This window comes from Alcaligenes faecalis (assembly GCF_009497775.1).
Classification (GTDB): domain Bacteria; phylum Pseudomonadota; class Gammaproteobacteria; order Burkholderiales; family Burkholderiaceae_B; genus Alcaligenes; species Alcaligenes faecalis_D.
The window spans coordinates 1,848,070-1,869,990 of the sequence record NZ_CP031012.1 but is presented as its reverse complement, the minus strand read 5'-3'; the positions used below and the strand labels follow the sequence as shown (position 1 = coordinate 1,869,990).

Genomic DNA, 21,921 nt, shown 5'->3' with positions numbered 1-21,921 from the left:
GTGCGCCATGTCCGAATCCGCCCCTGATCTACTTCACACCGAGCATTATCCCACCTCCACCAGTGTAGAGGCATTTCGGGAACGCATTGCCCTGGTACAACAAAGAATTGATGCTGCCTGCGTGCGCTACGGGCGTGCCGCTGGTGATGTACGTTTGCTCACCGTCAGCAAAACCTTCGGGATTGACCGCATCCGCCTGGCTTACCAGGCCGGTTGCCGCTTGCTGGGCGAGAACAAGGTGCAAGAGGCCGAAGGCAAGTACGAAGCCCTGCGCGAAGAACTGCCGGATTTGGAATGGGCTGTTATTGGACACCTGCAAAGCAATAAAGCCAAGTCCGTTGCACGCTTTGCCTCTGAATTTCATGCGCTGGACAAGCTCAAGACCGCTGAAGCACTGGACCGCCGCCTGCAAATTGAAGGCCGCAGTCTGGACGTTTTCGTGCAGGTGAACACCTCCAGCGAGGACAGCAAGTTCGGTTTGCCACCTGAAGAAGTGCACGCTTTTGTGCGCGAATTACCACAGTTCTCTGCCTTGAAAGTCAAAGGTCTGATGACCCTGGCCTTGATGGACGCTGACCCGGAACGGGTACGGCCTTGTTTTGCCCTGCTGCGCAATTTGCGTGATCAGTTGCGCAACGACATTCCCCACGCTGAAAACATCCGTGAGTTGTCCATGGGTATGTCGGGTGACTATGAAGTCGCTATTTCCGAAGGCTCCACGATTGTGCGCGTTGGACAAGCCATTTTTGGTGCACGCGCCACGCCCAACAACTTTTACTGGCCCGTCTCCGATACGGCAACAACATCATGAATCCACTACGCCTGATCATCCGCCAAAACGGTAAAGAAGTCGGACACTTTGAGTCCAGCCCCTGCTGTCCACCCGAGCAGCTGATTACCGTAGCCCGCCACCTGATGACGCTGCCTGACAGCGAACTGGAACTGCAACAAGCCAAAGGCGAACACCGCATTCTGGATAGCGGCCCGCACGGTTTGCGCGTGCTCAGCGCACAGGTTCTGTACGAAACCGTGGATTTGCAAGCCTGGTTGCAACAGGGCAGCAAAGTTACTGCCTGAACCTGATTGGTGTTCAGGTCACAAGCCTAACACCGTGGTTCGGCAAAGCGGCGTACCCAAGACGCCGCAACCATAAAAAAAACATACCCGGCTGTTAACCGGGTATGTTTTTTGTGTTTCAGACGACAGGAGCAAACGGCAACTTAGCGGTTCACCTGTTTGGCTGGCAAGGCGAAAGCCAACAAGCAGCTCACCATCAGACTACCAGCAAACAGCCACAGAGCGGCGCTGCCCGAACCTGTCAGGTCGGTCACCCAACCAATCAGGGAGTTGCTGACCAGACCGGCAATATTGGCCAGCGAGCAAGCCAGAGCAAAACCGGTTGCTGCAGCCGTACCTTTCAGGAAGGTTGCTGGCAAGCTGAAGAACACAGGTACCGCACCCATAATCACGGCCGAAGCCACGGTAAAGGCCAGAACAGTCAACCAGGCGTGATGCGCCACAAAGGTACTGGCAACCAGGGCAATTGCACCGATGGTCAGCGGCACGATCAGGTGCCAACGACGTTCACGGCAACGGTCCGAGCTGGCACCAATCATCAACATGCCCACCACACCGGCCAGCGATGGAATAGCCGTCATCAAACCAATCTGGAAAGGATCCTGCACACCCGCCGCACGGATAAAGGACGGCATCCAGAAGCTGATAGAGTACGTACCCAACAGAATGGAGAAGTCGATCCCGCCCAGCATCCATACTTTCAGATTGAAGAAGCCATCTTTAAAGCTGTGCTTGACGCCCTTGCCTTCGGCATCGTCGGCAGCCAGGTCAGCGGCCAGAAGGGACTTTTCTTCATTGCTCAGCCACTTCGCGGACTGATAGTTGTTTGGCAAGGCCCAGAAGGTCAGGATACCGAGCAAGACACTAGGAACCGCCTCCAGGAAGAACAGCCACTGCCAACCGCGCCAGCCGTTCATGTGATCAAAGTGACCGATAATCCAGCCGGACAAAGGACCACCAATCACGCTGGACAAAGGCAAACCAATCATGAACAAGGCGATGATCTTGCCGCGTCGGTAAGTGGGGAACCACAGGGTCAGGTAGTACAACACACCTGGCAGGAAACCGGCTTCTGCTGCACCCAGGACAAAACGCAGAATGTAGAACTGCGTCGGTGTGGTGACGAACATGGTCAGGCCGGAGAGCAAACCCCAGGTAATCATGATGCGGGCAATCCACAGCTTGGCGCCCACACGTTCCAGAATCAGGTTGCTGGGTACTTCAAACAGGATGTAGCCCAGAAAGAACAGGCCCGCACCCAGGCCGTACGCCGTTTCACTCCACTGCAAATGATCGAGCATTTGCAGCTTGGCGAAACCTACGTTGATGCGGTCCAGATAAGCAGCCAAATAACAAAAGCACAGAAATGGGATCAGACGCCAGACGATCTTCTTGTAGAGATCTCCGTTTCCGTCCCGACCTGCAGGCACAGCCGTGGGACTTTGGATGGATGAATGCACCTTGTATATCTCCAGATAATTATTGGTATGCCTGGTGAACCAGAAAACTGCCTGATAACAGCGCCTGACAGAACACAGCAGGGCCCTGAACGCGTCCGCATTCCCCCCATTGGGCTGCAGACCGTTTACAGATGAAGAATGATGTATCAGCGGTGACTCCCGACTGCACATGCCCTGCTCTATCTATAGAGAGGTCAGGCACAGCGGGACCCGATCAGAGTGATGCGCCGAGCCCGGATCGCTCCCGGGTTCAGCGCAGTGCACTGCTTAGCTGGACTTCAGGTCCTGACCGTACAGGTCGTAGCCGTAAACCCAGGCCGGATCTTCTTGCGTGCGCAAGAAGGTATTGGCGTTGGACACGGACTGAACACGAGTCGCGCGCTCTTTGCGGTTGCTTTCGTACAGGTCGAAGGCGGTACGGAAATCCGACAAGCCAGTCTCTTGCAAGCAGCGAGTCAACATGGCGGCATCTTCAATGGCCATGCAAGCACCTTGAGCCATGTGTGGCTTCATGGGGTGACATGCATCGCCCAACATGACCAGACGACCACGACTCCACAAAGGCAGTGGATTACGGTTGCGCAAGGGCCACTTGGTAATGCTTTCGGTGGATTTGATCAGGTTCTGAACCGTGGAATGATAGCCTTCAAATGCGGCCAGCATCTCTTCTTGCGAGCTGTCTACGTACGCACCCTGGAAATCCCAGGCGGGATGTGGCACACCAGTCACAAAGTAGTATTCATCGCGCTTGCCGGTGGTGTAGTACACCATCATGTGACGGTCGTCTGTCCACCATTTCACACAGTCCTCGAACTCGTCGGCAAAGCGGGCCAGATTTTCGCCACGGATCAGGGCACGGTGTGCCACCCAGCCGCTGTAAATCGGGTCTTCTACGCCCAGCAGGGTTTCGCGGATTTTGGAGTGAATGCCATCGGCACCAATCACAATGTCAGCGGTCACGCTGGTGCCATCCGCAAATTCCAGCAGCACGCCCTCTTCGCGTTCCACCAGGTTTTGCAAACGCTTGCCAAAGTGCACGGTACCCGGCTTGATGCTGTCGATTTGCAAGGCGTGCATATCGCCACGGTGCACAGTGATGTACGACGCACCGTATTCTTTCTTGGCAAATTCACCCAGAGGGATACGGGACAGGTAGTCGCCCGTTTCGCCATCACGGCTGAACCAGAAATCAGGGTGCGAACCCATATCGTCCAGTGCTTTTTCCAGACCCATGCGGCGGAAAATCTTCATCACGTTGGGGCCCACGTGGATACCGGCACCCAAACGCGAGAATTCTGGCGCCTGTTCAAATACTTCTACCTCAAAGCCAGCTTGCTGCAACAGAGTCGCCGCAGCGGCTCCGCCAAGACCGGCCCCTACAATCGCAATCTTGACTGTTTTTTCCATCGTTAGCTCCAAATCACGGCACTCATTAAAAGTGCTCACCACATGTTTTTTAGTAGTGTACACACTAAGTTTAAGCATGAAAACAGGTGATTGAGCTAGGGTTTATACCTACCTAAAGCTAATTTAAATGACTAGAAAAGCAGCTTTTAACAAGGTTTTAAAACAGCAATATCAATAAGTTAAAAGAAAAAATCAAAACAAAACCAAGCCTTGAATATCCAGGCATCAAATTTATTTAATTTTCAGATTTAACAGTGTGTAGACTCATTTATTGCGGTGCACACCCTGAAACAGCAGATGCTTTAAATACGAAAGAACTGATCTGGATCAGGCGTGGACAGGCCCCTGGACAGGTATACTTGCCCAGTTGTTACGCAACTGGCCTGCCCATTCCACAACAAGACAGAAAGACTATGCAGCCTACCTCCCCCGTTTCTGAGCCTCAAACCTTGTCCTACGATGTCACCGAACAAATCGGCCACCTGCTGCGCAAGGCGGGCCAACGACATACGGCCATCTTTCAGCATTACGTGGGCGACACCCAGCTAACCGCTATTCAGTTCGTGACTCTCTGTGCGCTGCGCGACCACGGCCCCAGCTCGCAAACCGAGCTGGTCGAGGCCACGGCGGTCGACCAGGCCACCATACGGGGCATTATTCAGCGCCTGAAATCGCGCGATCTGATTGAACTGGCACCGGACAAGGACGACAGACGCAAGGTCATTGTGGAGCTGACCCAGGAAGGACTGGACCTGCTCGATCGCGTCATTCCCCGTGCCCATACCATCAGCGAACTGACCATGGGCAATCTGAACCCCGCAGAACGCGTGGCCATCGTCTATCTGCTACGCAAAATGATAGACAGCACCCTGGATATGAACGACAAAGAATAAGGCCGAACATCACTTGAAGAGACTATGTTTTATTCGGCCTTTAAGATATATTTAAAATACATCTTATAACTGATCTGCCATGACTCCTTTGACTGCCTCCCCCGCCTCTACCCGCCCAGAATGGCGCGCATTCCTGGAACTGGGATTTCGTCCCCTTTATCTTTTAGCCACGCTTTGGGGCGCTGCCAGCATTGCGCTCTGGCTCTATACGCCCGGCTGGCTGGCCAATGCGGCCATCCCTTCCCTGTATTGGCATGCCCATGAAATGCTCTGGGCCTTTATCGGCACGATTGCCGTGGGCTTTTTGCTGACCGCCAGCGCTACCTGGACGGGACAGCCCACTCTGCGCGGCCCCTCGTTGGGCGCCTTGTGTCTGATCTGGATTCTGGCGCGCTTCAGCCTGCTGCTTCCCAATGGCCTGATGGCGGCATTGCTGCTCGATGCCCTCTTCTTTGCCATTGCCGCGGCTGAACTGGCCCGTGTCATTCTGATCGCCCGCAACAAGCGCAATTACGGCATTCCCCTTGCGATGCTGGCCCTGGGCCTTAGCCATGCCCTGTTCATGTACAGCCTGATGCAAGGGCAAGATCCCATGCCCTACTTCTACAGCGGCTTCTGGACCATGGGCTTGATCACCTTGCTGATTGCCCGTCGCATCATCCCCTTCTTTGCCATGCGTGCCTTGCCGGGCCTGAGCCTGCCTGCGCAAACTCGCAGCGGCCATTGGCAAATGGGTTTAAGTGCCATTGCCATTGCCTTGTCGCTTAGCCCCTGGCGTTTGCCTTTGGCCATTGTTCTGGCCGCTTTGGGCTTGATCGCCTGCTTCCAGTGGCTGCGCTGGAAGCCCTGGGCCAGCCGCAATACGCCGCTGCTATGGATTCTGTACCTGGGCTATGCCGGTCTGGCACTGGGTCTGCTCAGCGCGGCGGCCTATGAGGCAGGCTGGATTCTGCGCGCTGCCTGGCCGGTGCATATTGTGGGTCTGGCCGGTTTTAGCGTAATGATTATCGGCATGCTGACCCGTACCGCTCTGGGTCATTTGGGCCGCCCCTTGCGTGCCACACCCAAAGTGGTGCTGGGTTACGGTTTCCTGATTGCCGCCTGTGTCTTGCGTTTGCTGGCCCTGGTCCCCAGCAGCTGGAGCCTGCCTTTGCTGCATGCCGCGGGCCTGTGCTGGATTCTGGCCATGCTCAATTACCTGCATCAGTTTGCCCCCATGTTGATTCGCCCCCGACTGAACTGATCGCAGCGTCGGCGCCACACTTTAAAAAACAAAGTCCCTGGCGCCGTTTATCTTTATTTTCTGCCTGACAGTGCCTGCTTATACTAAGCAGGCACGTTGCTTGCACCCTCTGCAAGCAACGCAGGACGGATCGTTCTGATCCTTGTTTATTCCGCGCTCTCATCCCCATGTCTCTTGCCTTGTCGGCTGGCCCCTTCCTGAAACGCATTCTGCTTGGCGGACTGTGTGCTGTACTCTTGCCGCTTTCTGCCCAGGCCGCTGATGCCTGCCATGGCAGCCGGGATCTGGTCGTTGTAGGCCATATGGATGACGACCTGCTGTTCATGAACCCGGACCTGTCCAGCAATATCCAGGCCGGTGCCTGCATGCAGGTTCTGTATCTAACCGCCAGCGAACGCAAAGGCGGGCTGGAATATATGTACAGCCGCGAACAAGGGGTGCGCGCCGCCTATGCTTATATGGCGGGGCTGGTCAATGAATGGCAGCAAACCCGCTTGATGGTGGGCAGTGCCTCGATCACGCAATTTACCTTGCGAGCCAGACCCGGCATTCAGCTTAGTCATTTGCGTCTGCAAGACCCGTGGCTGGGCCCCGGCTGGGGAAGCCTGACGCCCTTGAGCCGTGCAGAATCCGTGCCGGGCCAAACCGTACAAACACTGGATAGCCCACAACAGACGCTGAACCGCGAGCAACTGGTTCAAACACTGGCCGCCCTGATACGCCTGTATCGGCCCACCAGCGTTCGCTATCTGGACGACACCAATCCCGTGCCTTATACCCAGCTGTGCTGGCGTTGCACCGGACACGGGCACCCGGACCATATCGCCAGCGCCCGCCTGGTTCGGGAAGCCATGCTGGCCGCCCCCGGCAATTACGCGCAAATTGGCTATGTGGACTACCCCATTCAAGAGCAGGCCCGCAATCTGACCTTGAATGAAATCCACAGCAAAACCGAGATTTTCCGGCGCTATGCCTGGCACGATCAACATGCCTGCAAAGGCCCCGCAGTGTGTCAGGAACCGGCCGGCCCTGCCGCCGCCTGGGTACAACGCAGTTACTACACCAGCCGCGCAGACTATCCCGCCAGCCTCTTGAGTGACAGCGAAGGCAGGCTCAGCTTTTTCGCCTCGGGCGAACAGAACGACGCCATCAATCAATGGGATGTACAGGCGCAGCGCTGGACCACTCTGGGCGGACGCACGGCGGATACCTTGAGCGCCTTCCAGTACGCAGACGGCAGCCCCGGCCTGTTTGCACGCGATGCAACCGGACAAGTCTGGTTCAGCCGCTCCCCGGATGAGGACGACTGGCTGGCCTGGCAAAAAATACCCGGCCCGCGCGTGCTGCACACCCCCGTGGTCAGCCGCCGCGACAGCCAGGCTCTGGCCATGGGCACCGATGGTCGTTTTTACTGGAGCGCCGCCCGCCAGCCTGATTACGGCTGGAGTGCCTGGAAAGCTCTGCCAGTACTGGAGCAAGCCACCTACCCCGCGACCCTTAGCCTGGATACGCAGGGACGCGCCCATGTCTTCGCCAGCAATCTACAAGGCCAGCTATTCCAGACCTATCAGCAAAGCGACTCGAAATGGCAGGCCTGGAAAACGATTCCTGTACCCCCCATCAGCGGCGGACTGGCGTCCATCCTGAATGCCCAAGGCCATATAGAGCTGTATATGCGCGATCGGCAAAGCCAGCACTTGCAACGCCTGACCCAGGGCAACGCGCAAAGCTGGTCCCGCCCGCAAGACCTGGGTTTGAACTACGTAGGCACTCCCGCACTGAGCCTGGGCGAAAAAGAGCAAGTCGTCGTCGCGATTCAAAAGAGTCCGGGTGGCGCGATTGTGCTGCTAGATCAGGGGCAGGAACTGGAAGTGGACAAGCAATCCGCCTCGCAACCCGTTCTGTACAGACTGAACGGCACGCTGTATCTGGCCAGCCGTCCCGTCGGCCCCCTGCAGCGCTATCGACTGCTGGAGCGCCGTCATGGCAAGTGGGTGCAGGTAGCCTTGACGCAGGCCCCGCCCCCTGGAGGAGGACAGTCCTTTAGCGAAGCCCCCGCCTTCATCACCCAACCCTATGTGCAGCCTTGAGGCCCGAATTAGCCCTTTAAAACGTAACAAAGTACGCAAGCACGAGCCGGGCTTCCAGAGCAAAGCCGGGCCAAGAAGCGAATCCAGTTATTGATCCACGCCCCGGCCCTAAACCCGGAATCAAGACCCATACCGTAGTATCTTGTTGCAACAGCGTGCGCTGGCTCTCTCAGCTCCAGTACAATCGCCCGCTAACGGCCGCCGGCTTATCGGTGCCTTACTCTTTTAGCTACTCTTCAGAGATCATGAAGCCAACTACCTTATTTGCAGCCCTGTTGGGCGTCGTCATCGGCGCCGGTGGCGCGATTTATTACGCCAAAAACGTACCCGTACCGGCAAGCAGCCCGATCAGCAGCGCCCCCAGCAGCATCGGTGCTGCTCAAACCCTGGTATTGGGCCAATCCGTCTCTGGCGAATTGACCAGCAAGAGCTTTTTGAACCTGAGCGATGGCGTACGCAGCAGCCTGTTTGATGTAAAGGCTGAAGCCGGCCAGATCATCAAGATCAGCGTGAGCGGCCCCCTGCGCCCGCAAATCAGCGTGCTGCGCAACGGCGAGCTGGTAACACGTACTCAGCGCTGCGAGGACTGCCCCGAGAGCGAGACCAAAGGCCAGGCCACCACACTGGGCTTCAAGGCTGATTTCAACGACACCTACCAAGTGGTTGTCAGCGGTTTCAACACCAGCGCCTACGGTCCGTTCCAGGTTGTCGTCGACACTCTGAAAGCCTACACCGGCGAGCCTTTGACTCAAGACCAGACCATTCATGACTGGGCACTGGGCGGCCAGAAGCGCTACCGCTTGAATATCGACAAGGACGGCTTGTACAGCCTGGCCATGAAGGCCGAGCAAAACAGTATGGACGCCTATCTGAAGCTGATGGATCGTCGCGGCATGGAACTGGCCTCGGACGATGACAGCGGTGGCGGCACCGATGCACGCTTGCAGGTGTACCTGAAAGCCGGTGAATACATTGTTCAGGCTAGCTCGGCCATGGGCGCACAAAACTTCCAGGGCGGCTTCTCGCTGGAGATCAAGCCTGAAGAAATGTCCGGCGAAATCGAACTGAAGAATGGCGATACCCTGACACTGGACGGCGATGGCAAAACCGGCTTGTTTACCGGCGAAACCCAAACCTACAGCTTCACCTTGGCTGAGCCCAAACTGGTGACGGTACAAATGGACGCCCAAGGCTTCCAGGCCACACTGGAAGTGGACTCCACCAGCGCCAATCAGTATGGCGATGAAGCCGGCCAACAACGCGTACGCGGTGTCCTGGCTGCTGGCGAACACAAGGTCAAGATCTCCGGCTCCAACCAGGCTGGCCTGTTTGTGCTGTCGGCCTCCGAAGATGGCGTTCCTGAAAATGCCGGCGGTGGCGTGATCCGCGTGGGCGAGCCTCGTCAGGCTTTGATGCTGCAAGGCATTACCAGCGACAGCTACCAATTGTCCGTGCGTCAGGCAGGCAGCTATGTCATCGATATGACCTCCCCTACCTTCGACACCTACCTGACCTTGCGTAAAAATGGCCAGACAGTGGCTGAAGACGACGATAGCGGTGGCGATCTGAATGCTCGTCTGGAAGTTCAGCTGGAAGTGGGCGAGTACGAAATACAAGCCATGTCCCTGGGCAGCTATGACCGCGACATGGAATATGAGCTGTCGGTGAAACGTCGCTAAGACAATTCAGGCAAGCTGATATCAAGGCTGAAAGCTCCCGGGCTTTCAGCCTTTTTTCTTGCCCGAAGGCCAGCCTGGCCTTGATCTGGAGCAAGAGTTTTCACCCTTCAGGGTATACACCTAAGTACGCTCTCCCTGCCCGCAAAGCCGCATCGACACTGGCTTTGAAAAGTACCCTCTCTCCTTTTTTGCCTGGCGTTTGATCTGCTTACGATTTGCTTTTTGGATTACCTTGATAATATAAATGCAAATCATTATCATTAATTTCATTATTGATGCGCTACCTTTTATCAGGAGCAATGCATGCAGACACTCGCACAACAGCCCCAACACGCTCTCACCCAACGCGACGAACTGGCCTCCTGGCGCAGTTTGATCACACAGGGAAACCAGGCCTTTCAATCCCACAATTACACCGATGCCATCGCGCACTACCAACAGGCCCGCGCTTATGTAAAACCGCTGCTGTTTGGCTCTTGTGAAGGGGCCGACGCCACCATTGCCGCCTGGGTTATTGCTCATTTGAATCTGGCCGATGCCTGCGAGCAGCTGGGTCAAAGCGACGAACAGGGTCTGCACCTGTGTACGGCGCATGAAACCCTGTGCTGCGCGGCAGCCAATACGCACCTGGCCGACGACTGGCGCATGGCCGCCTGGCAGCACAGCCGACGCACTTATGCCGAGCTGGCCCGCTATGCGCGTCGCTACCCCCATCATGTCCCTACCTGCTCTGCCCTGTTCTTAGGGGCGGTCAGCCCGCAGGAACGCTCTTTTTCTCATTAAGTTTCATTCTGTCCCCCAGGCGCAACCGGCCTGGGGTTTATCGAGGAGTGCGTTTTGTCTTACACCTTACCTGCCCTGCCTTATGCCTACCATGCTCTGGAGCCCCATATCGACACCCAGACCATGGAGATTCACTACAGCAAACATCATCAGACCTATATCAATAATCTGAATGCGGCACTGGAAGCGGCCAACTTGCCCTACCCGCCTATTGATGAGCTGGTAGCCGGGCTGGATACCTTGCCTGAATCCCTGCGTAATGTCGTGCGCAACAATGGCGGCGGTCATGCCAACCACAGCTTGTTCTGGACCGTCATGACGCCCGATGCCGATACCACCATTCCCAAAGATCTGGCCCATGCCATAGACCGGGATCTGAGCGGCTTCGAGAAATTCAAGGATGCCTTTACCAAAGCGGCGATCTCGCGTTTTGGCAGTGGCTGGGCCTGGCTGAGTGTCACCCCGGAAAAGAAACTGGTGGTGGAGAGCAGCGGCAATCAGGACAGCCCGCTGATGCACGGCAACACGCCCATTCTGGGCCTGGACGTGTGGGAACACGCCTACTACCTGAAGTATCAGAACCGTCGGCCTGAATATATTGCAGCTTTCTTCAATGTGATCAATTGGCCTGAAGTGCTGAGAAGATATCTGGAAGCCGTTAAATAAGGCGCTTTTACAGCCTGTCGTTTTACAACCTGCCGTAACCCTATCTCCCTGCCCGGAAATAGGTGGCGTCAAACGCTTTGGCTTGTCGCCCTTTCCAAGCAACCCTCCACTTCTGGAGGGTTTTTGCTTTGGGGAGACATCCATACTCAGTCCCGCTTCCAAGCCTGGGTTTGGCCCAATTGCGTTAACAATCACCAAACGCTATGTTGATTGTTAGCGCCCTTACCACACTCGTCCTTAGGCCCCATCATGTTGAGTCTCTGCGATCGTATTCAATCCCTACGTTCCCTGTTTCACTTCGATGCAGTGCAGCTTCTGGGTTGTGCACCGCAAAGCCGTACGCATCTGGAATTGCATTGCGAAGGCTATAACCTGAACTGTGCCTCTGCCTTGGGAACGGGCTTTCCACAGATCTACGCACCAGGCTTTACGGCCCAGGCCTCTCCCCACGATTTGCTGCCACCCTCCATTTCCGAATGTTCGGACACCATGGACCCTCCTTTTCGCAGTACCGCCATCTATACCGATGCCCTGCTGCGTGGCGGGTTTCAGGATGGAATGACGGTAGAACTACAACGCGGGGATTCATATTTGGGGATGATTCACTTCTCGTCCCAACAGCCAGGAAGCTTCAATCGCCATGTCCGTACGCTGGCGCTGGGCGCAAAAATCTTGCTGGAAGATGCCATGCAGAACATGGTTTCGCAAAACGGCCTTGTCTTGCATCTGGTGCCACAGGCAGGCGGGCTGATCATGCGTGAGGACATGCTCTCTGACGCTTCCCAGTTCAGCCCTGCTTTAGCTAAAGCTCTGTCCTTCATGGGCCAGGAAACTTCAACCTTGCAAGCGTTCTGGTTGGAAGGCAAACGAAGCTATCGACTGCAAGCGCAGCGCTTTCCCAAGGGGGATGTCTTGGTGCGACTGGTGCCCGCCCCCTTGCCTGCTGCGCTCAGCGCCAAGGAAATGCAGGTGCTGGGCTGGTTGGTGACGGGCTATACCGACCGGGAAATTGCAGCCAGCCTGTTTTTAAGCGAGCGCACCGTGCATTCTCATGTCACCTCCTTGCTGCGCAAACTGGGCATTACCAGACGAACAGAAGCCGCTGTCAAAGCGGCTCTGAATCATTGGTATGTGCCGGATATGCATGGCGCTATTCTGGCGGCGGTGCCCGGACTCTGCCACTAAACGACAAAGTCCGGGGTGCCGTTCAAGCCATGCGGATAAAGGCGAGTTAACGCAGACCGCTTAGCAAGTTTGCCGCTTCATCCACGCAAGCACGTTCCGCATCCAGCAGCGTATCGCCGCCCATCCCACCCAGGAATTCCGCGTAAGGATCAGCCAGCGTGCGTACGCCAGTCAGCTCCTCAATAACGGCCTGACCGCAGAATGGCAAGTAATGCGGGCTGTATCCTCCTTCCTGCACAAAAGCGATACGGCCTTCGCAAACTTCCTCGGCGCAGTCGATGATTTGACGGGCCATCTGACGGAAGCCGGACGCTGTCACCATCATGCGCGCCAGTGGGTCCATCATGCTGGCATCAAAACCCGAGCCCACAATAATCAGCTGCGGTTTGTAGGCGCGCAGAGCAGGCAACACCACTTTTTCCATGGCATAAAGGTAGGCTGCATTCCCGCCACCAGGAGGCAAGGGGACGTTCAGGTTGTAGCCCAGGCCTTCGCCCTCGCCGCGCTCCGTCGTGAAGCCGCTATTGGCGGGAAAGCACAGATGCTGGTGCAGGGAAATGGTCAGAACCGAAGGATCATTCCACCAGATATCTTGCGTGCCATTACCGTGGTGCACGTCCCAATCCACAATGGCGACACGGTCCAGACCCAGTTCCTCGCGGGCATATGCCGCAGCTACTGAGGTGTTATTGAAAATGCAAAAGCCCATCGCACCGGCACGGGGTGCATGGTGGCCGGGTGGATTCACCAGCGCATAGCCATTGCTGACTTCACGGCTGACTACTTTCTTGACCATCTCAATGGCACCACCCGCGGACAGCATGGCAATTTCAAGCCCGCCATTACCCATGGTGGTAATGCCATCGCCCGTATCGCCACCGGTTGGCAAGGCACTGACACGCTTCATGTTTTCCAGATGCTCTGCAGTATGAACGCGCAAAATATCCTTGTCGCGCGCAGGCTTGGCCTGGATGCTGGTCAGATGATCAATTTGCCCGGACGCGCAGACCAGCTCGTGAAAGCGGCGCTTGGTATCCGGGTGGGCCAAGTGATGACCAATCGGCTGCAAACGCGCGCCCAGATTCGCAGAGGCAAGACTGCCTGTCCCTGTATCTACCCAGCCGTAAAGTGTGTTCCAAATATATCCTGTTGCCATGTCGTCTCCTTTCTTTTGGTTTGTTTGGCAGAACCATAGTAGGGATCTGAACGGCGGAAAGAATCCGTAGGATTGCCGAATTTATAGACGGGTCAGGAAACACCCACGGCAAAAGAGGCAGAGGACGCTTGTTTGCCAAAGCGCTCTCTACCTCTTTATTCGGGCCGATTTACTTGTAAATGGCGGGCAAGGTCTAAACCAGCTCGGCTACCTTGATTACTGTGGCTCCACAAGCCTCAACCAGCTCGGCATCGTAGCTGGCGAACAGCACGACACGGTCTTGTGACCAGATCTCGAACTGTTCAGCCAAAGCAGCACGAGCCTGCGCATCCAGACCGTTGCTAGGGCCATCGGCAATGACTACAGCCGGGTCTCCCAAGGCCGCCGCCGTCAGAAATACCTTGCGGCGCGTGCCTGTGGACATCTGCTCAAAGCGTTTATCCAAATGTGGTTCCAGCCCTAATCGGTAGGCCAGATCCAGCGCATTGTCATCCACATGGGTGTTCTTTTCTGCGGCGATTTGCTCCAGCAGTTCTCGGCCTGTCTGGGACGGAAACAGCATGCAGTTGTCCGGCACATAAGCCATACGGGCGCGGGCTTGTCGGGCGGCTTTCATCAGCGAATGCCCGTCTATCCACACTTCTCCGGTATCCGGTTCGAGCAAGCCAGCAATGATATTCAGCAAGGTGGATTTGCCGGTACTGTCTTCTTCACAGAGAGCCACGCAGCCAGGCTGAAATGTATGAGTCAGCCCCTTGAAAACGGGGTAATCGCCATAGTTTTTACTGAGATTATCTATGCGTAGCATGCTGGAAATCACTGCCAAAGAGGCGCCCGGACAGACACAAGATGCTCTGACGAGGCGGGATGAAAAACAAGTACGGGACTGCCCCGAACAGGGGCCTTAGTATAGGTCTTTATGGGCTGACGTTTGGGCTGCTTGCTGCGTCGTGACCATACAGGGTTCAGCAGAAATAAAGCAAAAACCTTGTCGGGAACAATCTTGCCAGGCACTCATGTGCAGATCTACAGCCACAGCCAAAAAAATAGCCTGAAACAAGACAAGCTTGTTCAGGCTATTTTTTGTGCGGACCTGCTTATCCTAAGGCTGTATCCAGCAGCATCATCAGGACAAAGCCGATCATCAAACCGCCAGTCGCAAAGGTTTCATGTCCTTGCCGGTGCGATTCGGGAATGATCTCGTGGCTGATCACAAACAACATGGCACCCGCTGCAAAGCCCAGACCAAAAGGCAGAAGCACCAGCGAGCTGCTGACAGCCACCGCACCCAGCACGGCCCCAACCGGCTCCACCAGGCCACTGGCCATACCCAAAACCACCGAGAAAGTACGGCTATAACCCGCGGCCAGCAAGGCCAGCGCCACCACCAAACCTTCAGGCACGTCCTGAATGGCAATACCCGTGGCCAGCGCATTGGCGCGCACACCTTCATTACCCACATAGCCCACGCCAATGGCCAAGCCTTCCGGGAAGTTGTGCAGCGTAATGGCGATCACAAACAGCCAGGTGCGGCGCAGCTTGGTAGACGAGGCGCTACCGGGACCTTCGCGCCCCTTGATGAAGTGCTCGTGTGGCAGGATGCGATCAAGCAGCATCAAGGCTGCGGCACCCAACAAGATGGACAGGCCCACAGCGGAACCCGCACCCCAGGCACCACCGCCAAACACTTGCTGGCTCTGTGCCGCTTCCAGACCCGGCAGCACCAGCGAGAAAGCACAAGCAGCCAGCATCACCCCTGCCCCAAAGCCATACAGCGTATCTTGCGTACGCTGCGACATGGTTTGAGAAAACATGACAGGCACAGTCCCCAGTGCCGTGGCCAGTGCAGCGATGGAGCCGCCTACCAGGGCCTGCAGGACCACCGGGTGATCTTGTGCATACAGCCAGAACTGATGACAGAGCGCCCAGACGCCGCCCATGGAGATGATGAGTCCAACCCACAGGCGCAGGTGTTGGCACCAGTTAGGCGAGGTTCCCTTATTGGGTAAAAAGTAGTGGCTTGTTTTCGGTTTCATAGCCATGCGCCCCCAGAAAATTACGCAATCCAGGTTTGCCTAGTACAGACGCAAAGAGCCGTAAAACGGCTCTTTGCAAAGGCATGGATGCTGTACAAACCATCATAGCGACTTCATCTTCGATTTAAAACATAAATATCGAAATGCTAACAATTCTCATTAGCATTTCAACAAATAAGCCACAATCCATGAAATCAGCGTGGGGTTTGATCGCTCTCCAGCCAGTTTTCTGTGTTTTGCATGGCAATGCAAAACCGAATTAATACTGCCTCACGCAGCGTGCAATTGGTGCTTGATCGCCTCCAAAGCCTGGGCCTGATCAGCCACGGCATTTTCCAATTCAACCAGCTCCTGCTTGAGCTGTTCCAGGCTTTGTTCAGCCTGCTCCACCACCTGTTCCGCCAGCTCCTGGGCGCTATTCATCACCACATCATTCAAGCTCATGTACAGGCGGTTGTAGTCAATCAGCGGCGCTTGCCCTTCCCCCTGCTCCTGGAACACTTCATAGCCAATATGAGCAGGCAGATTCAGTGTCGGCAAGTCTGGCTGAGTCAGCTGAAAATTCGCCAGAACCGTCTGGTTGAGCTCTGCAAATACCTTGCCTATGTTCTGGCCAAGCTCGGTACGCACAGCGGCAACATCTTGCTGGGCAGCATGTTTTTCCAGCACCTCGGGCAATTGGGGCACGACTCGCCGCCAGGTGCCTTCGGTCAGAGCCTGGACGGCTCCTTGCAAGACTACTGTTTGTTCTTCAATACGCTGACGCAATTGAGCAGCGGCCTGCTCCAGCGTTTGCGTCAAAGGACTCAGGATTGCCTCTTCAATATGGTGCAATTGCAGCTCGGCAGGTTTGCGCTGCTTGTACGCCAAGGCAGGCTTCAGCAAGTTTTGCACCGCCAGATACAAGCGCTCGAAACCCGCTTGCTCCAAGCCCTGCTCTTCATCCTGTTGACTGCGCGCCATATGCACGGACAGGGACAAGGCCGGTTTGAGCAAATCACTGCTCAGCCCCCAATGGTTCAGCGCCTGCGCTGCCCGCGTCATCAGGTCCTCTTCCTGCAACTGGCGGTTATCGGCCGTCTTGTTGCAAAGCACTTTGACGATCTCGTCGTCGATCTCATCTTCCTCGATACGATCGCTGCGGGTAATCACCGGCAGCAAGGGCTTGTTGCGGCGCAATTCCACCAGCAAATCGCCCAGCTCCTGAACCTGCCCCGGTGCGCTGGAACTGCTCAGCCACAAGAGCGCATCCGTGCTTTCCAGAAACTGCTGCGTCAATGCAGCATTATGAGCATTGGCCGAGTGCAAACCGGGGGTATCCAGCAAGACCAGCTTCTCGCCCAGACACACGCCTTGCAAGGCAACGGTGGTTTCCGTTGCGCCCTCCTGAAAACCCTCAGGCATGGGCTGCATCTGCCCATCGGCAAGACGGAAGAAATCCACGCTATGGCCCTGACGACGAAAACGGTCCGCCAGGAAATTGCACAAGGAGCTTTTACCGGCATTAAAGGAGCCAAATACCAGCAGCATGATGCGATCGCGGAAACGATCCGCCAATTCCTGTGCCGGTGCCAATGCAGACCAGGAAGCCGCCCAGGCTTCTCTTTGTGCCTGCAACTGCTGATTCACTTGTTGAGCAGTTTGCGCCAACGCCCCCTGCTCGACCAAAGCCGTGCCGGACAAGGCTTGCGCCACCGTCGTCTGGCCCAAATCCGCCAGCCACTGCTCCATCCTGGCAATAGCGGGCTGCATATCCTGACTGGCAGGATTAAGCTCCGCAACTGCCTTGATAAACGTGCTTTCCACCGACATTACGCATGCTCCAATGTGGACAGACCTTCCAACGCCTGGCGCGTTTGTTCAAGCTGGTTTTCAGTCGTTTCGATCTGCTTTTCCAAAGCCACACGGCCATCCGAGACTTCAAAATAATGGGTGAAGTCCTGAACCAGCTTGTCGCGTCCGGCCTGTTCGCAGAAGATGCGGCGCAGATCGGCACGGTACTTCACCGACACACCCATCACCGCAATCATGACGGTATCCATGCTGCGCACCGAAGTACGTTGAGCCGCTGGCAAACCTACGGCACCGTACTCCACCAAGTGACCATTGATCGCAATACACGCACGCGAATAGGCAATCTGCAAACGGGCCCGCTCTTGCTTGCCTGCTGTCATCTTGAAACCAAACTCGAAGGTATCCGGCACCAGGGAATGATCCACACCAGGGGCATTGACCACCGGCTCCAGATCCTTCTCGATACCTTCCAGAATCTTGCGCAGACCTTCCACAAAATCAATGTGCTGCTGCTTTTGCGTCTGCTGCAGGCTGTGCAGACTTTGCTCTTGCGTTTGTTGCAAGGCATTCAGTTCTTGCGTCAGCTCGGTCAGCAAGGCTTCACGTTCGAACTCGCGGGCTTGCGGCACACGCTTCAAGGCGGCCTCCAAAGAAGCCTGCAAAGCTGGAATTCCGCTTTTCTCCAGCATGAGCTGCTTGCCACCTTCACGGCCCTGGCGATAGCGGGTGCTGGACACCGGGTGCAGTGTCACACCGGCACACTGCTGCTGAATGGCGCCCAGCACTTTCTCTTGCTGCTCGTCATCGGTCAACTGGTCGATCTGGCTGATGACCATCAGATTCTGACGCTGCGAGCGCTGATGATCTGCGGCCAGCTCTTGCAGCAAATTGCTTTCCAAGGCGTCCAGCTCACCTTCTTTGGCAGCGTGGACGAACAGGCGAATATCCGCCTGCAAACCCATGGCTTCACGTGCCAGGGCATCATCCTGCAAGGCCACGTCTGCATACAGGCCCGGCGCATCCAGCCAGCGCACACCTTCATGCACGTGCTCGGCCAGCGCGACGGTTTCACGGCGGTCAGCCACATTGAACACATCACTGCCCATCAACTCATTGAGCAGACGACTTTTACCGTGATTGTATTTACCGACTACGGTCACCGTTGGCGGCACGTTCAATTGCAAGAGAACGCGCAAACGATCCAGATCCCAGCGGCGCTGTGGCAACACGGCCAACACAGGCTCCAATACTTGATCAAGAGATAGTGCCAACTGATTCATAGTCTCTTCCTTTTTTTCACTTATGTTTGGACCCAAGCAGGCGATAAGCCACCAAGCCAAACACCACGCCCCAAAATGCGGCGCCCAGTCCAAACAGGCTCATACCTGATGCGGTAGTTAGAAATGTGATGACAGACGGCTCGATATAGCCGCTTTCACTGACCATCACCCGCACATTGGCCACAATGGCCCCTATCAAAGCCAGACCCGCCAGGGCTGCAATCAAGGAGGCGGGCAAAGCGGTGAACAAATACACAATCGAGCCAGCAAAAGTGCCGCCCAAAAGATAAAACACGCCATTGGCAATACCGGCCACATAACGCTTGTCCGGGTCAGGATGAGCATCCTTGCCCGTGCACAAGGCGGCAGTAATGGAAGACAGCACAATGGTGATGCCACCAAAACAGGCCACCAGCATCGAGGCCAGGCCGGTGCCAGCCAGCACGGGGCGCGACGGCGTGGGGTAACCCGCCAACTGCAAGACCGCCATGCCGGGCAGATACTGCCCCGTCAAACTGACCAGCACCAAGGGTAAAGTCAGGCTCAACAAGGTGGCGATATTGAATTCCGGAGTCACCCACACCGGGCGGGCCAGCTCCAGCTGGAACGCTTCCATATGCACTTGGCCGCTAGCCATGGCCATCACAAATCCGGACAAGGCCACCAGCACAATCGCATAACGCGGCAAGAAACGCTTGCCCAGCAAATACACCGCCAACATCACCAGTACGATGGCAGGCATGTCGCTGCTGGACTTGAACGCCGCCATACCGAACTGGAGCAAAATACCGGCCATCATGCCCCCGGCAATGCCTTTGGGGATGAAGGAAAGAATCTTTTCAAAACCGCCTGTCAGACCAATGACGACGATAATCAAGGCGGCGCTAAGATACGCCCCCACCACTTCAGGCATGGTGATGCCTGGAAACAGGGTCAGCAGCAAGGCCGTGCCTGGCGCGGACCAGGCCGTAATAATGGGCAGTTTCAGATACGCACTCAGGAGCAAACCGCTCAAACCCGCGCCTATGGAAATCGCCCAGATCCAGGAGATCAGCTCCGCATCGGCAATTCGGCCTACTTGTGCAGCCTGAATAAAGATCAGCAAAGGCCCGGCATAGGCAATCAACACCGACAAAAATCCGGCCACCCAGACCGACGCCGATCCACTTTTCAATCCCATCGTTTTGTCTCCCCAGTCTTGTTGTTTGAATTCTCAACTTTACTCGGTGCTCAGACTGCGCTGGGATCGCAGCCTGAGTTTTTTTTACTGCCGGGCCGTCCCAAGGCTCGGCACCCCCGGTAAAAAGCGCCCCCTCGGGGGGCAGCAAGCCGAAGGCGCGGCGTGGGGGCCCTTCTTATTGCTGTGTAACTTAAATGGCCGAAGGGTGCGTCGCCAAGGGAGTCACGGAAATCTGCATGTAAGGGAACAAGGGCAAGGCGCTGAGCATATTGTGCAGCTCTTCATTGCTCTCTACATCGAACACGCTGTAGTTGGCGTACTGACCCACCACGCGCCAGATATGCGGCCACTTGCCCGAACGCTGCAGGTCCTGCGAGTAGGCTTTTTCTTCGGCCTTGATACGGGCAGCCTCTTCGGCTGGCAGGGAATCAGGGATATCAACAATCATGTGAACCAGATAAAGCATGGTGTTCCTTTCTAAAAACAAGCGCTCGGGCACTCAGGCCTGGGCTAAAAAATTCAGTACGGCGCGCTCGAAGGCTTCGGGCGCTTCCAGATTGGACAGGTGCGAGGCTGGTACGACGGCCACTTTGGAGCCAGGAATACTGGCTTGCATGGCCTGAGCATCGGCAACTGTCGTAACCGGGTCCCACTCGCCAGCGACCAGCAGGGTTGGTGCCGCAATACGGCTGATCTGATCACGCAAATCCGACTCGGCCAAGGCATCGCAGCAGGCGGCGTAACCCAGTGGGTCCAGCTTGGCCAGACTATCCTGCATGGCTTTGACCAGTTCGGGCGATTGCTGGATAAAGGCTTCACCAAACCAGCGCGAAGGCGCCGAGTCCGCCAGGGTACGCATCTGGGCGGCACCGCCTTGACGCAAAGCGTCGGCCCGTTCCTGCCAGGCTTGGGCAGTACCAATCTTGGCCGCGCTATTGCACACGATCAGCGCGTTCAAACGCTCCGGTGCATTCACCCCCAACCACAAGCCAGTGTGGCCGCCCATGGACAGGCCACAAAACGCAGCGCGTTCAATATCCAGCGCATCCAGAATCGCCAGCACATCACGCCCCAAATCCTTGAAGCGGTATGGGCCGGGAGTGACCGGGCTGCCGCCATGACCACGGGTGTCATAACGAATCAGACGATAGGACTGGGCGAAGCCTTCCACCTGCGGGTCCCACATCTCTTGTGTGGTGCCCAGGGAGTTGCTCAGAATCAGGGCCGGGGCCAGCGGATCACCTTCCACGCTGACGCGGAACATGCCCCGTTCGGTATTCAAGGCGCTGGGGCTGACCGTCATTGGCCCTCTCCCTGCTTGGCAGCGGCAATGGGCAAACCAATCATTTCTTCCAGTGCCTCATGGGTCAAACCGGGCACCAGATCAATCAGCTGCAAACCGTCTGGTGTGCAAGCCAGGGTCGCCAAATCGGTATACACACGCTTGACGCAAGCCAGGCCGGTCAAGGGGTAGCTGCATTGTTCAACCAGCTTGCTGACGCCTTGCTTGGTCAGCACATCCATCATGACCCAGGTCTGTTTCGCGCCAATGGCCAGATCCATGGCACCGCCTACCGCCGGAATCGCGCCGGGCTCACCCGTGCTCCAGTTGGCCAGATCCCCGGTAGCCGACACCTGAAAAGCGCCCAGCACACAAATATCCAGATGGCCGCCACGCATCATGCCAAAGCTGTCGGCATGATGGAAAAACGCACCACCGGGCAGCAGCGTCACCGCCTGCTTGCCTGCATTGATCAAATCGTAATCTTCCTGCCCAGCTGCCGGTGCCGGGCCCATGCCCAGAATACCGTTCTCGCTGTGCAGCACCACTTCCACACCGGCGGGCAAATGGTTGGCCACCAGGGTTGGCATGCCAATACCCAGATTCACATAGGCGCCGTCATGGATATCCTGGGCGACGCGCTGCGCCAATTCGTCTTTACTGCGGCGCTGATAATTGAGCGTCATGCTGTCCCCCTTCATGCTCTGTCC

At 56.4% G+C, this 21,921-nt stretch carries 20 protein-coding genes; 9 read left to right on the top strand and 11 right to left on the bottom strand.

Going from position 1 to position 21,921, the window contains the following annotated elements; genetic code table 11:
* The first annotated feature begins 7 nt into the window (after window positions 1-7).
* Both DUD43_RS08695 and DUD43_RS08690 read left to right on the top strand, forming a co-directional pair.
* Window positions 8-811 carry a YggS family pyridoxal phosphate-dependent enzyme gene (locus tag DUD43_RS08695; RefSeq protein WP_153229967.1) on the top strand — a complete coding sequence of 268 codons (804 nt, stop codon included), beginning with the start codon at window positions 8-10 and terminating at the stop codon, window positions 809-811.
* Window positions 808-1,077 (top strand): hypothetical protein, encoded by a 270-nt coding sequence (locus DUD43_RS08690; RefSeq protein WP_153229966.1) that lies wholly within the window; start codon window positions 808-810, stop codon window positions 1,075-1,077. The genes DUD43_RS08695 and DUD43_RS08690 overlap by 4 nt, the downstream gene beginning before the upstream one ends.
* Window positions 1,078-1,220: 143 nt before the next feature.
* Here the strand turns inward: DUD43_RS08690 and DUD43_RS08685 are convergent, their stop codons facing one another.
* Window positions 1,221-2,537: an MFS transporter gene (locus DUD43_RS08685; protein WP_153229965.1), complete on the bottom strand. Its 1,317-nt coding sequence runs from the start codon at window positions 2,535-2,537 to the stop codon at window positions 1,221-1,223.
* Between the two features lie 267 nt (window positions 2,538-2,804).
* Entirely contained in the window at window positions 2,805-3,944 is a 1,140-nt protein-coding gene (locus DUD43_RS08680; RefSeq protein WP_153229964.1) for an FAD-dependent monooxygenase, read from the bottom strand.
* A 413-nt stretch (window positions 3,945-4,357) separates the two neighbouring features.
* Here DUD43_RS08680 and DUD43_RS08675 point away from each other — a divergent pair, with 413 nt between their 5' ends.
* From DUD43_RS08675 to DUD43_RS08645, 7 genes are all read left to right on the top strand, one after another.
* Entirely contained in the window at window positions 4,358-4,837 is a 480-nt protein-coding gene (locus DUD43_RS08675; protein WP_153229963.1) for a MarR family winged helix-turn-helix transcriptional regulator, read from the top strand.
* A 79-nt stretch (window positions 4,838-4,916) separates the two neighbouring features.
* Entirely contained in the window at window positions 4,917-6,080 is a 1,164-nt protein-coding gene (locus tag DUD43_RS08670; RefSeq protein ID WP_153229962.1) for an NnrS family protein, read from the top strand.
* A 167-nt stretch (window positions 6,081-6,247) separates the two neighbouring features.
* On the top strand, window positions 6,248-8,170 hold the full coding sequence (locus tag DUD43_RS08665; RefSeq protein ID WP_153229961.1) for a PIG-L family deacetylase: 1,923 nt from the start codon (window positions 6,248-6,250) through the stop codon (window positions 8,168-8,170).
* A 245-nt stretch (window positions 8,171-8,415) separates the two neighbouring features.
* Window positions 8,416-9,849 (top strand): hypothetical protein, encoded by a 1,434-nt coding sequence (locus DUD43_RS08660; protein WP_153229960.1) that lies wholly within the window; start codon window positions 8,416-8,418, stop codon window positions 9,847-9,849.
* A gap of 303 nt (window positions 9,850-10,152) precedes the next feature.
* Window positions 10,153-10,632, top strand: a complete 480-nt coding sequence (locus tag DUD43_RS08655) for a hypothetical protein (RefSeq protein ID WP_042480069.1) — start codon at window positions 10,153-10,155, stop codon at window positions 10,630-10,632.
* A gap of 54 nt (window positions 10,633-10,686) precedes the next feature.
* The gene (locus DUD43_RS08650; RefSeq protein ID WP_153229959.1) at window positions 10,687-11,298 is read left to right on the top strand and encodes a superoxide dismutase; all 612 of its coding nucleotides are present in this window, start codon (window positions 10,687-10,689) and stop codon (window positions 11,296-11,298) included.
* Between the two features lie 249 nt (window positions 11,299-11,547).
* Window positions 11,548-12,483 carry a helix-turn-helix domain-containing protein gene (locus tag DUD43_RS08645; RefSeq protein WP_153229958.1) on the top strand — a complete coding sequence of 312 codons (936 nt, stop codon included), beginning with the start codon at window positions 11,548-11,550 and terminating at the stop codon, window positions 12,481-12,483.
* Between the two features lie 46 nt (window positions 12,484-12,529).
* Here DUD43_RS08645 and DUD43_RS08640 read toward each other — a convergent pair whose 3' ends face one another.
* The 9 genes from DUD43_RS08640 to DUD43_RS08600 all read right to left on the bottom strand — a co-directional run bounded on the left by DUD43_RS08640 (window position 12,530) and on the right by DUD43_RS08600 (window position 21,897).
* The gene (locus DUD43_RS08640; RefSeq protein ID WP_153229957.1) at window positions 12,530-13,639 is read right to left on the bottom strand and encodes a class II histone deacetylase; all 1,110 of its coding nucleotides are present in this window, start codon (window positions 13,637-13,639) and stop codon (window positions 12,530-12,532) included.
* A gap of 193 nt (window positions 13,640-13,832) precedes the next feature.
* Window positions 13,833-14,447 carry an ABC transporter ATP-binding protein gene (locus tag DUD43_RS08635; RefSeq protein ID WP_153229956.1) on the bottom strand — a complete coding sequence of 205 codons (615 nt, stop codon included), beginning with the start codon at window positions 14,445-14,447 and terminating at the stop codon, window positions 13,833-13,835.
* Between the two features lie 289 nt (window positions 14,448-14,736).
* Window positions 14,737-15,579: a ZIP family metal transporter gene (locus tag DUD43_RS08630; RefSeq protein ID WP_416202948.1), complete on the bottom strand. Its 843-nt coding sequence runs from the start codon at window positions 15,577-15,579 to the stop codon at window positions 14,737-14,739.
* A gap of 366 nt (window positions 15,580-15,945) precedes the next feature.
* Window positions 15,946-17,487: a GTPase gene (locus DUD43_RS08625; protein WP_153229954.1), complete on the bottom strand. Its 1,542-nt coding sequence runs from the start codon at window positions 17,485-17,487 to the stop codon at window positions 15,946-15,948.
* On the bottom strand, window positions 17,487-18,749 hold the full coding sequence (locus DUD43_RS08620) for a GTPase (RefSeq protein ID WP_153229953.1): 1,263 nt from the start codon (window positions 18,747-18,749) through the stop codon (window positions 17,487-17,489). Before DUD43_RS08620 ends, DUD43_RS08625 begins: the two co-directional genes overlap by 1 nt.
* Before the next feature lie 16 nt (window positions 18,750-18,765).
* The gene (locus DUD43_RS08615; RefSeq protein WP_153229952.1) at window positions 18,766-19,929 is read right to left on the bottom strand and encodes a benzoate/H(+) symporter BenE family transporter; all 1,164 of its coding nucleotides are present in this window, start codon (window positions 19,927-19,929) and stop codon (window positions 18,766-18,768) included.
* 190 nt (window positions 19,930-20,119) lie between these two features.
* Window positions 20,120-20,395: a muconolactone Delta-isomerase gene (gene catC, locus DUD43_RS08610; RefSeq protein ID WP_153229951.1), complete on the bottom strand. Its 276-nt coding sequence runs from the start codon at window positions 20,393-20,395 to the stop codon at window positions 20,120-20,122.
* Between the two features lie 33 nt (window positions 20,396-20,428).
* Entirely contained in the window at window positions 20,429-21,232 is an 804-nt protein-coding gene (gene pcaD, locus DUD43_RS08605) for a 3-oxoadipate enol-lactonase (RefSeq protein WP_153229950.1), read from the bottom strand.
* Window positions 21,229-21,897, bottom strand: coding sequence for a 3-oxoacid CoA-transferase subunit B (locus DUD43_RS08600; RefSeq protein ID WP_026482745.1), 669 nt, complete (start codon window positions 21,895-21,897; stop codon window positions 21,229-21,231). Before DUD43_RS08600 ends, pcaD begins: the two co-directional genes overlap by 4 nt.
* Window positions 21,898-21,921 lie beyond the last annotated feature (24 nt).

What these genes read in the sequence shown, in the direction of transcription:
- DUD43_RS08695 (WP_153229967.1), top strand. Translation starts at nt 8, where the DNA reads ATGTCCGAATCCGCCCCTGATCTACTTCACACCGAGCATTATCCCACC.
- DUD43_RS08690 (WP_153229966.1), top strand. Translation starts at nt 808, where the DNA reads ATGAATCCACTACGCCTGATCATCCGCCAAAACGGTAAAGAAGTCGGA.
- DUD43_RS08680 (WP_153229964.1), bottom strand. Translation starts at nt 3,944, where the DNA reads ATGGAAAAAACAGTCAAGATTGCGATTGTAGGGGCCGGTCTTGGCGGA.
- DUD43_RS08675 (WP_153229963.1), top strand. Translation starts at nt 4,358, where the DNA reads ATGCAGCCTACCTCCCCCGTTTCTGAGCCTCAAACCTTGTCCTACGAT.
- DUD43_RS08670 (WP_153229962.1), top strand. Translation starts at nt 4,917, where the DNA reads ATGACTCCTTTGACTGCCTCCCCCGCCTCTACCCGCCCAGAATGGCGC.
- DUD43_RS08665 (WP_153229961.1), top strand. Translation starts at nt 6,248, where the DNA reads ATGTCTCTTGCCTTGTCGGCTGGCCCCTTCCTGAAACGCATTCTGCTT.
- DUD43_RS08660 (WP_153229960.1), top strand. Translation starts at nt 8,416, where the DNA reads ATGAAGCCAACTACCTTATTTGCAGCCCTGTTGGGCGTCGTCATCGGC.
- DUD43_RS08655 (WP_042480069.1), top strand. Translation starts at nt 10,153, where the DNA reads ATGCAGACACTCGCACAACAGCCCCAACACGCTCTCACCCAACGCGAC.
- DUD43_RS08645 (WP_153229958.1), top strand. Translation starts at nt 11,548, where the DNA reads ATGTTGAGTCTCTGCGATCGTATTCAATCCCTACGTTCCCTGTTTCAC.
- DUD43_RS08640 (WP_153229957.1), bottom strand. Translation starts at nt 13,639, where the DNA reads ATGGCAACAGGATATATTTGGAACACACTTTACGGCTGGGTAGATACA.
- DUD43_RS08635 (WP_153229956.1), bottom strand. Translation starts at nt 14,447, where the DNA reads ATGCTACGCATAGATAATCTCAGTAAAAACTATGGCGATTACCCCGTT.
- DUD43_RS08630 (WP_416202948.1), bottom strand. Translation starts at nt 15,579, where the DNA reads ATGGGCGGCGTCTGGGCGCTCTGTCATCAGTTCTGGCTGTATGCACAA.
- DUD43_RS08625 (WP_153229954.1), bottom strand. Translation starts at nt 17,487, where the DNA reads ATGTCGGTGGAAAGCACGTTTATCAAGGCAGTTGCGGAGCTTAATCCT.
- DUD43_RS08620 (WP_153229953.1), bottom strand. Translation starts at nt 18,749, where the DNA reads ATGAATCAGTTGGCACTATCTCTTGATCAAGTATTGGAGCCTGTGTTG.
- DUD43_RS08615 (WP_153229952.1), bottom strand. Translation starts at nt 19,929, where the DNA reads ATGGGATTGAAAAGTGGATCGGCGTCGGTCTGGGTGGCCGGATTTTTG.
- catC (WP_153229951.1), bottom strand. Translation starts at nt 20,395, where the DNA reads ATGCTTTATCTGGTTCACATGATTGTTGATATCCCTGATTCCCTGCCA.
- pcaD (WP_153229950.1), bottom strand. Translation starts at nt 21,232, where the DNA reads ATGACGGTCAGCCCCAGCGCCTTGAATACCGAACGGGGCATGTTCCGC.
- DUD43_RS08600 (WP_026482745.1), bottom strand. Translation starts at nt 21,897, where the DNA reads ATGACGCTCAATTATCAGCGCCGCAGTAAAGACGAATTGGCGCAGCGC.